Consider the following 13,072-nt stretch of genomic DNA (forward strand, 5'->3'; position numbering starts at 1 on the left):
TGTAAGTGACTTTATTACACTCTACTTCATGCGCCCTTCAGCATCCCAGAGCCAGCTTCGATTTCCACTCACCCGTTTGCTTGGGAACGGTGGGTCTGTTCGAGTTTTGCGTGCTTTGATTGCCTATGGCGGCCCGCTCAGCGTATCGCAATTGGCGCATGAGTGCTGCTTGTCGCGCCAAGGAACCTACCAGACACTCAATTCTCTGGTAAGCCAGCGACTCGTGCGCGTACTCGGGCAGGCACGTTCCCAACTATTCACGATGGATACCAATCATCCCCTGTCACCCGGATTGAAGGAGCTGTTCGGCCATGAGCAATGCCGATGGGACGAACTTCTTCAGGTGCTGCGCGATACGTTCCAGACCAACAAAGACATTCATGCCGCCTGGTACTACGGCAGTGTGGCACGGGGCGAGGACGAGCCCCATAGCGATCTGGATATCGCGGTTATCGCGCCGGATGGCCGGGTAGACGAGACGGTGGAATCCGTGCGGCAAGCGTTGCGCGAAGTCGAGGACCGGCTGTACATCAGTTGTTCGATTGTAGGCTTGTCGCCATCCGACGTCATGAGGCTGTCCAGCGGCGACGACTGGTGGCAGAACATGGCTCGCGATGCCAAGGTTCTCAAAGGCGTCGGTCCGGAGCCGTATGCCGCGACACTCATCCGCCAGCGTATGAAGGCGTGATGGCGCGCATCAGTACAAGAAAGTCCGTCGATGTCGACTATTGGCGTGGGCGACTTGAAGCGGCTCGCGCCTTTCACAAAGCAGCCGAGGACGCCATCACCCTGGCTGAACCGGGATCCAATGCCAATCCGGCGATCAGTCAAATGGTCCTGGCAGCCATTGCCTACGGCGACTGTTTGACGGCAAGACGAGCCAACGTCATCAACCAGCAAAGCCACGCAGCCGCACCCAAACTGCTGCGCGACGTGCTTGGGGCGACCTTACCGACCGCGCAGGAAAACCGCTATCGCCGCATACTGGGTCACAAGGATGAATCCCAGTACGGCGCACGCAGCGCGTCGGTCATCCACGCCCAGCGTCTCCTGGATGAACTTCAGGAATTTGCGCTCTGGGTCGAAGACCAGTTTTAAGGTAGCAAACCGGCCCACAACTCAGCAAGCCTGAGGCCCCTACCCGCGGACGCACTGGAAGCGATCAAGTCCTATCGGGACAGTACCGGCAGCCCTGCCCTACCCCCCAGCGGCACGGATGAACCGCTGCTGATGGACCTCACCGGCGTCGGCCGTCCGCTCTCTGATCGGGCGATCTACGCGATCGTCAAGAGAGGTATGTCGTCAGGCGGCGAACAGTGTCGCGGCCGATCAACCCTATCTGGCCAGGCAGATTGATTCCGGATCGACGCACTGGCTGAGGCACACCTCGGCGAGCCACCAGATCGACCGCGGCGTCGATCCCTTCATCGTCGAGCGCAACCTGCGGCACGCGAGCTTCTCAACAACCGAAGGCTACATCCACAAGGATCGCGATCAGCAGCATCAGGAAACCGAGAAACACACGCTGACCGATACGTCCTCGTGACCACGCTCTGGTGCAGCCCCGGGACATCTGCGAAACTGCGGCGGTATCACCGATAAGACGTCGTTCAGTGCTTGGTGCACTTGCCTTCGATCACGTCGGTCACTGCGATCCGGCGCGGAGCGCGGACGACGTTCAGGATGTCGGTACGGGAGTCGATGTCGTACGAGACAATGAATCCGACCTCGACGAGCAGAGCGAGGGCCTCACGAAGTTTGTAGCGAAACTTCGCCAGAACGCCAATGCGAGACCCGCACAGCGTCTTGATCGTCTCGACTTTATATCCGATCGGCTTCTCATGCGTGAAGTAGAACTGGTGCAGCCACTTGGCAAGCGGTGGCAACTGCAGACGCTGAGCCCAGTCGATCCTGGTATAGGTATCACGGCCGAAGAGGACAACGATCTCAGGTTCCAGCCAGATGCGCCAGCACTGGGACGTACCCCGTTCCGCGTCGGCATTCCATTCGAACTTGCGCACGAGCGATCCGCCGAATCCCTTCTCCGGATGGCCTGCTGAACCATCGGTCTTGACAAGTACGGTTGTAGAGGAAAGTCGGTTGATGCTGTCTCGAAGACGTTCGTACGAGCCTTTTGACGTTGTCCATTCAAGATCTTTGAGCAGGGCGTAGCCCGAGAACTCGACGACATCCCCCAACGGCTGCTGGCGCGCGAGATGGACGATCTGCAGGAACACATCGCCGTCGTCCTGGCGTAACTCTTCGCCGGTGTAGAAAATCTCGGCCCCGCGAAGGGTCGCTATCTTGCGGCGCTTGAAATTCTCGCGCTCGACACTCCGATTGGCCGACGTAAAGAGCGCGGAGCGGGCAAACGAATTCGGCAGCCCGCGAACGCGCTCCTCCCAAAGCGGAAGCTGGACCACCTCCTGGAAAACGGAAGACACATCCCGGCCGGCGTTCTTTGCCCTGGCGCTTTCCCTCAACCTCTCGGCGACCTTGATCACTTCGGGTACGGGCGACATGCCATCTTCCACGGTTTCATCAACCACGGGAGAGGCCCTGGATTTTGCGGAGCGCCATACCGTCCTCCTCATCGAAAAACTTTACGAAGTTTAACTGTCTTGCAAGCGCCAAACGTCGTCTTATGGGTGGCAAACGTCGGTGTATGAGTGAACACACCCGCAACGCCCTCCCCTGCTCTCACTCGGTAGCGGTGTCTCCCTGCCAAACGACGTTCCAACGGTGATACCGCCGCCTTGCTCCACCGGCAGTCATGTCCTGCCCGCACAACCGGAGGCCATAGCCAAAACCCTTCCAACCCACTATCTCGCGCTTACACCAGGAGAAACGAGCCCAGGCTACGTCGTCCAATGAGTGAACCAAAGCTCGTCTTTTGAGTGTCAGAGCTCGACCTATGGGTGAACAAACGTCGTCGCAACGGTGAACAAACGTCGTCACAAGAGTGAACAAACCTCGTCCGAACGGTGAACAGCTAACCCGCTGCAACCGTTGCCAGTACTGCGATAGCGCATCTTATCCACAGCCAGGTAATCTTCTTTAATCGTCTTTAATACAGCACCCACTGTCACCCAAAACACGACGTTTCCCCGTTCACGCACCAGCCAACCACGCCTCGGTCGTCGAATGGCAGAAAACCCCTGCTTCACTCTTCGAAGAACACGCCATCGGTTCAACAAAGCACACAACACAAACCTTCGTCCTTACCGTGAACCTCAGCAGCAAGCAACACGTTCCAAAAAGCGTCTATAGCAGAACCCTTGCAAACCCTAGCGCCGTAGGCAGATCACGCGCAATAGACGAACGAAGCGTTTTTCACAACCAACACAACCCAAAGCGCTATCACCGATAAGACGAGCTTTCCCACTCAAAGCAACCGCGACAGGAAGACCAATCCTCAGCAAGAAACTTGCTCAAGCATCACCAATCGAGAATCGCTTTTTCAGCTCGTTGATCAGTGCAACGCGATCGGCAGCCGACGACACCACGACGTCCAGCGACACCCGTCCAGAATCCCACTCTTTCAACGCCCCAATCTGTGTTCCGTCCGAAACGTGAATTTTGTATTGTCGGGAAATTTCCTTCCTCTTGCGGCTTTTCGGCGTTTCGATTCTCATCCTGGCTTCGATGATTTCCTTTCGTCCGATCTCGCCCTGTCCAACCTTTTCCGCAAAAACAAGAGCTGTTTTCGTTCCGGCAACTGCTTCAAGCAGAACCAATTCCGACAGACATGACATCGGGAACGTCTCCGGATTCTGTCCGACCAAATCGAGGACTGTTCCCGAGAGCTTCAGGATCGAGAGCGTCCGGTTTACGTTTGCCAGCGATTTTCTGACCACACCGGCGAGGGCAGTTTCATTGGGATACACGTTCCGGTCCAGCATCTCTCGCCAGGCCATCGCATCATCGAGGGCCGACTGGCTATCACGCTCCGAGTTCTCCCGATAGCTGTACTCAAAGAGATCCCGATCCGAGAGGCCATCGTGCACCATCACATCCATCGTTGGCAGGCCGGCTTGCCGAATCGCGGCCAGGCGGTAGTGACCGGCCACCAGCACGTATCTTCCACCATCCCGCATCGTAGCTATTCCAGGCTGCATCTGGCCATTGGCAACGATGCTCTCCGACAGCTCGCCTATTCGCTGCGGTCGATAAATCCTCCGGGCGTTGTACGGGTTGGCGTCGATCAGATCAACCGGGATACGCTCGAAACGCCCGCTCCTCTTGTCCCCTGCCGCAGCGACCTTCGACGACACGACCATCGCCGGATCCCGCGACGGCTGGTGGAACGCCGTGGGCCGTTGATCCAGAACAGCTTCAGCCCGGGAGAACCGGTCGCCAGCCTCTGCAGCCTTACGCGCCTGCCCAGCCATATCAATTTTTCTCATCGCTTACCCTTTCGTTTACCTTCCACCGACTTCGATAAGCCGAGCAGGCCGAGGACTTCGTCAGAAAGCGCCGACATTTCCTTCGCCGCGGTCGACGAACTCGACAGCTGTCCCACACACAAACCAAGCATCTGCGAGTCCAGGTAGGCATTGAGAAGGCTGACGGTCGAACTGAGCAGGGCGACCTCCGGGTCACTTCGAAACTGATCGAGCACGCCAGCGATCGTGTTTCCCCGCCGGACCATCGACGGCAGATGATGGACTCCGCGGATATCCGGGTTCTGCTCCATAGCCTTCCTGGCGAGTACACGGGCTTCCTTCGCCCACATGTCCGCAGCCGTTGGAACGAACGGGATCAGTGCCAAATCGGAAATCTGTAGAGCGGCCCATGGTGCCTCCGAAGCCACCGCCGGGGGCGTATCAATGATGATGAGATCGTAGAGGGGTGCCAAGTCAGCCACCGGGCGAACCATTCCACGCCCAAGCGGCGCGAACGATTCCACCTTTGCCGGAAACCCTGTCGCCTTGAGCCTCAATTGCGGATCGGGCTTAACGGTCGACCACACCAATGCCGTTCCCTGGGAATCCATGTCAACCACCAGCGTCGAATACCCGCGCATGGCGCACGTGCCAGCAAGCTGCATCGCAGTCATTGTCTTGCCACAACCACCCTTCTGATTGAACACCGTAAGAATCTTTGCCATCCACAGCCTCCCGCATTTGCACGCGTGCAAGTTGAACCGACAACACCACGAGCCGAACGCCATCGCACCAACACATCACCTCGTTACGTTGTTGCACCATCATTCCCGCGACTTCCGCCTTGGGCTCAAGATCTACGGGTCCCGCTGGAACTTCCCAGAAATTGTCACCTCACAACGAACTGTAGTTTAACGTACTGTACAAATTGACGGACGAAATATTTGTGAAACGACTAATAAACGCAGAGCGTCCATCTAATCTTTGATAAAACTCCGTAACCCTCCACGGTTAGTCAATGTGCTTGCACGCGTGCAAATGCCACTTTCCGGATTCCGTTTTTCGCTTAAAGCCTACCGCCTCTTGCCTCAGCCTGCGGACATCGGGAAGCGTTGCACGAGCGCGCCGTTCCTTAACACCCATCCCCCTTACACTCCGCAGATACCACAACCCAGCCGCTTTCAAAAGCAGCAGCGCCCCAACCCCTTGTGCCAACACCGAATCTCCTAAACTTGGCGGCCTTTGTCCACCGAAACTGGGGATAACCCCTCGGGGCCGTTGGCAGGTACCGGAGATCATCGAAACAGCTATTTCTGGCCATCCGAAGGCCTAGGGAGCTTGCGCTCATTACCCAACGCAGACGCCTTCCGCTTTTTCCCCCGACGCGCTCGGCCGTTGCTACGTCTGATCTCTCGTTACTGACCAAATTCCTGCTCAATCTCATAACGTGAAGAACCATTCAAATGCCTCGTTACGCCAGGAACAGAAAAGAAGCGAAGTTTTGCCAAAAACTATTCCAACTTTATCTAAACTGTATTGAACGATCTCCCGCTAAGGTACGATCACATCGGAACCCGGTTTTGCCCGCGAACTTTCCCAACAAGTTAACGCGCCGCCGGCCAACTAGCGCCTGCCGGTAGAAAGAACTGGAAGGCGGATAAGCGGCAGCACCGCGGAGTGATGTGCTCGCGTTCGGCTAGAGTAGGCTTTCGGACAAGATCGAAGCTGCAACGAAAACCAGGAGGAAAAGATGACGAACATCATTCAGTTTCCCAAGAGCGATTCTTCTGCTCACGATCTGGCTCCCCTGAAGCTCCAAGCCAGACCGATAGATGGCCCTGGAGGAGGGCGGATTCTCTCCAACCTCGTCAAAGTCGTTTGGGTTGCCACCGTGCTGATGTGGCCAGTGATGAAGTGGGTCTTGTCTTTCGACGTCTTGTTCCAGTTTTTCCGCATGCTTTACCACTGGAGCACGCCAGGGGTGTACGCCACCTGGACGTTCTTCCTCCACTTCTCCGCGTTGGTTCTACTCACCTGTTTCGTATCGCTATACAAGCCAAGAGGGATTTAGCCAGCTCGACCTCTCGCGCACCAATCGCCCCGTGGCTAGGACTCTCCCACTCGCCTCCAACGACTACGTTTTGCGCAACGCAACCGAAAGAGACCTTTAGCCGCTAAAGCGCTTGCTTGCTCATGACGTTTAGCTGAACTACTATTGTTGTCTGGCGGCTGTCGGCGCCTCTTTGCGATATGGGTGCGGACTACGAAATGGACGCATACGTTCCATGAAGAAACGGCTAACCGAACGCCAATTCCAGGAAGCCATCAAAGGGCTGGATGTGGGAGCGCAAACCCTGGAGATCGCGCGCGGTGTCCTGATCGATGGCAAGCCGCAAAAGGAGTTTGCCACGGCGCTCGGCTTGTCCCGCGGCGCGATTTCGCAGGCGGTCAATCGGGTCTGGGCGGCACACGACGAAAGGAATCTCCCGGCGGGCTACGTGCGGGTCTCGGCAATCCTGCCGGAACATCGGGCATTCATCGTAAAAAAATGGGCTGAGGACGCCACGAAAAAGCGGCAACACAAGAAATGAAACAATGAAAACACTGGTTGTCGCGAACCAGAAGGGCGGGGTTGGCAAGACTTCGACCCTCGTTCACCTCGCGTTCGACTTCCTGGAGCGAGGTCTGAAGGTGGTCGTCATCGATCTCGACACCCAGGCCAACGCCTCATACACGCTTCAATCCTTCCGATCCAACCTCGTCGCCAGCGAACTGTTTGCCGCCGTACCATCCAGCGCGTGGCCGCAGACTGCAACCGACTTCACCGATCCCAATACCCAGCGCATGACCCTGATCGGGTCCGACATCGGCTTGGCGAACCTGGAGAAGAAGATGTCCCTGGCCGAGGCCGGCGCGAACTTCCGCGAGGCTATCAAGACCGTAGAAGGGCAGGGCTTCGACGTCTGCCTGATCGACACCGCTCCTTCTCTTGGCGTTACGATGGCCGCCGCTCTGCTCGCGGCCGACTACGTTCTCTCGCCGATCGAACTTGAGGCTTACAGTATCCAGGGCATCAAGCAGATGGTCACGACCATTGCCCATCTTCGCAAAGCCAATCACAAGCTCAAGTTCCTTGGCATGGTCCCCAGCAAGGTCGATGCTCGCAACCCGCGTCACGCTCGCCACCTGGAAGAGCTCGAACGTGCCTACCCGCAACTGATGATCCCGACCGGGGTCGGGCTGCGCAGCAGCATTGCCGACGCGCTGGCGTCCCGCGTGCCGGTGTGGAAGATCAGGAAGACCGCCGCCCGCAAGGCCACGCAGGAAATCCGCGCACTGGCCGCCCATGTTTTCGAGAAAATGGAGATGACACAATGACCACCGCCACGCATCCCGCCACCACCGCTAAGAAGAAGCCCGAGGCGGGGCCACCGGCGTCCGGTCTGGATCTGGAGAGCATCGGCGATCTCTCTGACCTTCTCAACCAGCCAGAGACCGTCGCGCGAAGTTTCCGGCCGCTGGAACTGCCCCTGGACCTGATTGACGAAGATCCGCATCAGCCTCGAACAAAGGACAACCCTGGCTTCTTGCCGGAAAGCCTTGAAGAACTGGCTCGAACCATCCGCTTGCGTGGCGTCAAGACCCCCATTTCGGTGCGTGACAACCCGGATGCCGCCGGCCGCTACCTCATCAACCACGGTGCCCGCCGCGCCCGTGCATCCAGGCTCGTCTACAAGACAACCATCCCTGCCTTCGTCGACAACGATTACAACGAGGCCGACCAGGTCATCGAAAATCTGCAACGCAACGAACTGATCCCGCGCGAGATCGCCGACTTCATCGGCCGCGAACTGGCGAAGGGCAAGAAGAAGGGTGACATTGCGAAGGAGCTCGGCAAGTCCCCGGCCTTCGTATCGCAGCACGTCACCTTGCTGGACCTCCCCGATCCGATTGCCGAAGCCTTCAACTCCGGCCGCTGCCGTGACGTGACCGTGATCAACGAGCTCGTCACTGCACACAAAAAAGCGCGCAACGAAGTCGGTCTCTGGTTGGCCGACGATACCCAGGAGATCACGCGCGGATCGGTCAAGCTGCTGCGCGAGTACCTCGACGACAAGCGCCAGCACGAGGACGACGAGCGCAATTCCGGCACGGCCGAGAGTACCGCAAGCGCCCGCGCAGAAGCAGGGGCGGGCGAGCAAGCTACCCACTCCAGGAGGAACCCGAAGGAAGCCGACCCGGACAGGTTGAGAAGGGCCATCGTGCATGTGCAGCATGACGGCCGTCCGGCTCGCCTGATTCTGAATCGCCGGCCACCGGTCGAGGGCCACGCCTGGTTGAAGTACGACGATGACGGCCACGAGCTCGCTGCCGATCTCGCCCAGGTGCAGCTTGTCGCTCTTCTGGAAGGATAACGGGCCGGCCAACCTCGCCAGCGTCACCCCAGAAACCCGCCTTGTGCGGGTTTTTCAGATAGCGCCGGCAAGTAGCCGTCGTCCCGTGATAACGATTGACACGTAATAACACCAATATTACTATTCTTCTTATCTTTTGCCGTAGGAACAGCGAACATGGAATTGAACAAGGACATCCGCGATCGCATTCTCTCTGCGGCCGATGCGCTCTATGAGCAGGCAGGTCGCACCTCCTTTCCGACGGTGGACTCGGTTCGCAAGGTGGCCAAAGTCAACATGAACGATGCCGCCGCTACCATGAAGGAATGGCGACGTGCGCAGACCGCCCAGGCGGCGCCGGTAGCCATCACTGTTCCGGAAGCCGTCCACCAACTCCATAGTCAGGCGCTGGCCGCCTTGTGGCAGTCCGCCCAGAACACCGCAAACGAGTCACTGCGCGCCGCGCAAGCCGGCTGGGAGGCCGAACGCGCCGAGGCCGACACCATCAACAAGCAACTTGGCGACGCCTACGACGCCCAGGGGGTCGAACTGGAGGCCGCCAATCGCCGAATCGACGAACTGACCGCCAAGTGCCAGCACGAGCAGCAGCGAAGCACCGAACTCGTGCAACACATCGAGGAAACGCGGAAGGCCACACTGGTCGCCGAGAACCGGGCGGCCATTGCCGAGCAGCGTGCCGTCGAGATCGAACGCCGCGCCGCCGACTTGCGGGCCGAACTTGACCTCGCGCATCAGGATGCTACCCAGACGCGAACAGAACTGGCTGACCTCCGTCAGGCCCAGCAAGAGCAACGCAAGACCGCCGCCCAGGAGGCTCTCCGCGCCGCCGAACGCCTCACTGCCACGCAGGCCGAGCGCGACGAGTCTCGCAAGGAAGCTGCCAAGGCCCGCGAGGAAACCGCCCATTGGCGTGGTCAGGTCGAGGCGTTGAAGGAGCAGCAGATGGGCTTTCTGGAGGCGATCAAAACCGGCAAGAAGCCGAGCAGGGCAGGGGAGTGACGTCCGAAAAAAACTGATCAACCGAAAAGCCTTGCGATAAACTTCGCTGGCTTTCTACTCCATGCGACAAGGCAATGGACATCCTTGAATACGCTGCTGTGATATTGGAACTGGATGTGACCATGCGCTCGGACAGGAGCAAGGCATGAAACAACGCCTCCTTGTGATGAACGGTCAGAAGATCATTCAACACGAGCACGAAGGCCGCTGGCAGAACGACAAGGTGGAGAAAGCCGGAGTCGTGAAGCCCGGCATCTACAACCTGTATCTAGCCAGCCAGGCCGACAAAACCAAGACCCATGATGGCGTGATCCTGCACGTCGACCGAGACAGTGTTTTTCAGCAGGTGGGCAAGAGTGTCGTCAAACATGACCGGGTGGATTTCGTTAAAGCACCTGCAATCGGCAGCCAATCCAGGATCACTTATGACCAGGGCAAAGCCACGGTTTCCGTCGCCTCGCATGCGTTGAGCCGTGGCGTGTCCCGATGAACCGAATTTAGCCGCTAAACATCCGTTGCCGGAGTGGCCGATTCCTGATCTCTTACCTGCCGTCGGTCGGCAGTCGGCCATAGAACCAAACGGTGAAGATTCTTCTCCAAAGCCGACGTTGACCTGGGCGATCAACCGTAATCAGTCATACGGCTGGGGATATCAATTTCCTCGCTTGGCCGACCGCTACGCGTCGGGAAGCAGTCAGTGGGTGTAGCATGACGTCGGTCGGCTACCGGCCACCACCTGCCGGTCGTGACCGGCAGCTTCCTGTAAGTCAAGCACTCTCTGCTACTATCCCTCCGACACGGCCATTTCGGAGTAGGTCACGGTGACGCCATTGCACGCTAATCCATTAGCCATGCGAGACCATGCTGCTGCTGCACATCTCTGATATTCACTTTCGTGCTCCTGAGTGCACGCAAGAGAACGACCCGAGCCGGGCTTATCGCACGCGCATGATCCAGGACGCAAAGGGTCGGGCTCGCGCGTTAGGCGGCGTTGATGCAATCCTGGTCAGTGGTGATATCGCGTTTCGCGGCGTGCAGAGCGAATACGCGGCTGCCTCGATGTGGCTCGAACAGTTAGCACGCGAGTCAGGTTGCCCACTCGAACGTATCTTCGTCGTACCGGGCAACCACGACATTGACCGGAGCCGTATTGATGGAAGCCGCCAGATACGCAACATCCACAAGGCCATCAAGGACGCGGCCCCCGCGTACCGCTATCGCGAACTGCAAGCGCAATTGACCGATGCCGCGACGGGCCGCGCGCTGTTTGAACCACTTGCTGCATACAACGAGTTCGCGGCCCACTTCAACTGTCAGGTCTTTCACGAGCGGCTCGCGTGGAAGCAGGACCTTGACTTGGCGCCGGGCATGACACTGCGTATCCACGGATTCACCTCCACTTTGCTATCGGGAGCGGTGACCCAGGATGGGCAGGATGACAAGCAGCTTTCGCTCTATCTCAGCCCATGGCAAACCGGCCTGCTTGATCCTGACCCCAATGTCGTGAACTTGGTAATGGGGCATCACCCGCCCGACTGGCTCATGGACCAGGATGAAGTCGAGGATGCCGTCCATGGACGCGCTGCCATTCACTTGTGGGGTCACAAGCATCGGCAGCGGATCAACAAGGACGACCAGTACATTCGCTTGGCTGCTGGCGCGGTTAATCCGGACGCCGGTGAGCCGGGGTGGCACCCAGCCTACAACCTCATCGAACTTTCCGTGCAAGGTTCTGGGCCAGCACGCGCGCTGCATGTGACCGCGCACCTCCTTGAATGGCAGACCAATCCGGAGCGTTACCGGGCTCGCCAAGACTCCCAAGGGCAGGCGATCTTTCAGCATTTGATCCACTGTCCTGGCGACGAGCACCCGACGCCCCCCGCCCCCGCTGCGCCAAGCGCAGGTCCGGCGCTGGAGGGGGTGGCGGCGGTTGCTGCGCAAGCACCTGATGTGGAGGCAGCTATGGGCGAAACATCCACGCGCCATCTTGTCATCCGTTGGTGGGGCTTGCCCATGGCCGCGCGCCGTGAAATCGCACTGCGCCTCGGGCTGATTTCTGAAGATGAAGTCAGCCTGCCTGAGCCCGAGCGCTATGCACGCGCCCTCCTGCGGGCAAAGGAACGCAATCAACTTGAACAAGTAGCTGAGGAGATAAACAAGTGGCCGACGTAGTGATGAAAGAGGACACCGAAGAGGTCAAGCCAAGCTCGTGGTTCTGTTCATGGACGAAGGAGTTTCAGCTCGGTGAGGGCAGCGAAATGCTTAACCAGCGTTGGCAGGCGAGCAGCAACTTTGCGTACAACGCCAATGGTGCAGATGTCGAATCCCTGGTGCGCTTGGCGGTTGGTAGCCGACACGCGCCGTCGCCGGGATGGATCGCTACCCTGGAGGAGTCCTTTCGTGAAGCGTACCCAGCGTTCACAGCGAGCAGCAGCGCACGCGAGTTGAAGGTACTCTCGGCGTGCTGCCTCCTACAGATGTGTCAAGATCCAGACCATGAATCAGCCAGTCTCCCGGCACTGGCCATTACCGCCGCGTCGGTCTCTGGGCAGCGCAAGTTCTCGTTGCCCGGAGACTTACCTCAAGCGGCCAACGAGGCACTGCGATCGCAGTCCTTGGGTGTCGCGCGGCGCCCCAAGCTTGCGGCGGCGAGCCAATACAAGAAGTTGTTTGAAGCGTTTGAAGCGGCTGTTCAAAAGGCCAAAGCGCAGCCAGATGTCGGCATTCTCATTGAGGCGATGGCGCAAGCCGGTACGACCGTGACATCGGTGGTAAATAAGACGCAGCTGACTCTTCAAGCTCTGGCAAAACGTCTTGATCAGCAGGATGAAGAACTGCAGATGCTGTGGTGGTTGATCGGTGAGCGCAGCGAGGATCTTGCTTGCAGCTTCGGTGACGTGCCAGATGCCGCGCGTCCCTTGGTGCTGGCCAAAGAGCTAGCTGACCATACGCTTCTGCCGCCCGGGCCGCCGACGGTGCGCGCCCTCCTGTCGCGGGCGAAACTGGCAGACCGGGGGAAAGTAGCATTGGTCGATGCCTTGGCAGCCGCTCCGTTTGAGTGGTTGAGATCGCACGTAGCTCCGCCAGAGGCATCGCCGGTTACGCAGCCGCTGCACTTCGCGGTTCTGCGTCAGTTAGAAACTGGCCCAGGCAACGCTTGGGTTGCAGGCTGGGCAGCGACGACGGATCTACCCAAGGATCTTTCCCTGTCACCCTTAATACTCGCTGAGCTGTTCTATCGCGAGCGCTTGCTCACTCGCCTGCTTGGGTGAG

The 13,072-nt window shown here is 58.6% G+C and carries 14 protein-coding genes; 11 read left to right on the forward strand and 3 right to left on the reverse strand.

The window, feature by feature from the left end:
* Positions 1 to 262: 262 nt before the first annotated feature.
* From CAP2UW1_RS24240 to CAP2UW1_RS26300, 3 genes are all read left to right on the forward strand, one after another.
* Positions 263 to 688, forward strand: coding sequence for a nucleotidyltransferase domain-containing protein (locus tag CAP2UW1_RS24240; protein WP_199931761.1), 426 nt, complete (start codon positions 263 to 265; stop codon positions 686 to 688).
* Entirely contained in the window at positions 688 to 1,098 is a 411-nt protein-coding gene (locus tag CAP2UW1_RS22380) for a hypothetical protein (protein WP_012806723.1), read from the forward strand. Before CAP2UW1_RS24240 ends, CAP2UW1_RS22380 begins: the two co-directional genes overlap by 1 nt.
* A 304-nt stretch (positions 1,099 to 1,402) precedes the next feature.
* On the forward strand, positions 1,403 to 1,546 hold the full coding sequence (locus tag CAP2UW1_RS26300; protein ID WP_412566886.1) for a hypothetical protein: 144 nt from the start codon (positions 1,403 to 1,405) through the stop codon (positions 1,544 to 1,546).
* 64 nt (positions 1,547 to 1,610) lie between these two features.
* Here CAP2UW1_RS26300 and trfA read toward each other — a convergent pair whose 3' ends face one another.
* From trfA to CAP2UW1_RS22395, 3 genes are all read right to left on the reverse strand, one after another.
* Positions 1,611 to 2,549, reverse strand: coding sequence for a plasmid replication initiator TrfA (gene trfA, locus CAP2UW1_RS22385; protein ID WP_199931762.1), 939 nt, complete (start codon positions 2,547 to 2,549; stop codon positions 1,611 to 1,613).
* Between the two features lie 882 nt (positions 2,550 to 3,431).
* Positions 3,432 to 4,406 (reverse strand): ParB/RepB/Spo0J family partition protein, encoded by a 975-nt coding sequence (locus tag CAP2UW1_RS22390; RefSeq protein WP_041568868.1) that lies wholly within the window; start codon positions 4,404 to 4,406, stop codon positions 3,432 to 3,434.
* Positions 4,403 to 5,110: an AAA family ATPase gene (locus CAP2UW1_RS22395; protein ID WP_012806726.1), complete on the reverse strand. Its 708-nt coding sequence runs from the start codon at positions 5,108 to 5,110 to the stop codon at positions 4,403 to 4,405. Before CAP2UW1_RS22395 ends, CAP2UW1_RS22390 begins: the two co-directional genes overlap by 4 nt.
* 1,025 nt (positions 5,111 to 6,135) lie before the next feature.
* On the opposite strand from CAP2UW1_RS22395, the gene kleE reads away from it, so the two are divergent.
* The 8 genes from kleE to CAP2UW1_RS22435 all read left to right on the forward strand — a co-directional run bounded on the left by kleE (position 6,136) and on the right by CAP2UW1_RS22435 (position 13,071).
* Positions 6,136 to 6,456: a KleE stable inheritance protein gene (gene kleE, locus CAP2UW1_RS22400; protein WP_012806727.1), complete on the forward strand. Its 321-nt coding sequence runs from the start codon at positions 6,136 to 6,138 to the stop codon at positions 6,454 to 6,456.
* Positions 6,457 to 6,670: 214 nt separating this feature from the next.
* A complete protein-coding gene (locus tag CAP2UW1_RS22405; protein ID WP_012806728.1) occupies positions 6,671 to 6,976 on the forward strand; it encodes a transcriptional regulator KorA in 306 nt (101 codons plus the stop codon).
* Between the two features lie 4 nt (positions 6,977 to 6,980).
* A complete protein-coding gene (locus CAP2UW1_RS22410; RefSeq protein ID WP_012806729.1) occupies positions 6,981 to 7,763 on the forward strand; it encodes a ParA family protein in 783 nt (260 codons plus the stop codon).
* On the forward strand, positions 7,760 to 8,800 hold the full coding sequence (locus CAP2UW1_RS22415; RefSeq protein WP_012806730.1) for a transcriptional repressor gene korB: 1,041 nt from the start codon (positions 7,760 to 7,762) through the stop codon (positions 8,798 to 8,800). The genes CAP2UW1_RS22410 and CAP2UW1_RS22415 overlap by 4 nt, the downstream gene beginning before the upstream one ends.
* A gap of 156 nt (positions 8,801 to 8,956) precedes the next feature.
* On the forward strand, positions 8,957 to 9,799 hold the full coding sequence (locus tag CAP2UW1_RS22420) for a DNA-binding protein (protein WP_012806731.1): 843 nt from the start codon (positions 8,957 to 8,959) through the stop codon (positions 9,797 to 9,799).
* Positions 9,800 to 9,944: 145 nt separating this feature from the next.
* A complete protein-coding gene (locus CAP2UW1_RS22425; protein WP_012806732.1) occupies positions 9,945 to 10,289 on the forward strand; it encodes a KfrB domain-containing protein in 345 nt (114 codons plus the stop codon).
* A 371-nt stretch (positions 10,290 to 10,660) separates the two neighbouring features.
* Positions 10,661 to 11,971, forward strand: coding sequence for a metallophosphoesterase (locus CAP2UW1_RS22430; RefSeq protein ID WP_012806733.1), 1,311 nt, complete (start codon positions 10,661 to 10,663; stop codon positions 11,969 to 11,971).
* On the forward strand, positions 11,959 to 13,071 hold the full coding sequence (locus tag CAP2UW1_RS22435) for a GTPase-associated system all-helical protein GASH (RefSeq protein ID WP_012806734.1): 1,113 nt from the start codon (positions 11,959 to 11,961) through the stop codon (positions 13,069 to 13,071). The genes CAP2UW1_RS22430 and CAP2UW1_RS22435 overlap by 13 nt, the downstream gene beginning before the upstream one ends.
* Position 13,072 lies beyond the last annotated feature (1 nt).

It is taken from the genome of Candidatus Accumulibacter phosphatis, from assembly GCF_000024165.1.
Taxonomy (GTDB): domain Bacteria; phylum Pseudomonadota; class Gammaproteobacteria; order Burkholderiales; family Rhodocyclaceae; genus Accumulibacter; species Accumulibacter phosphatis.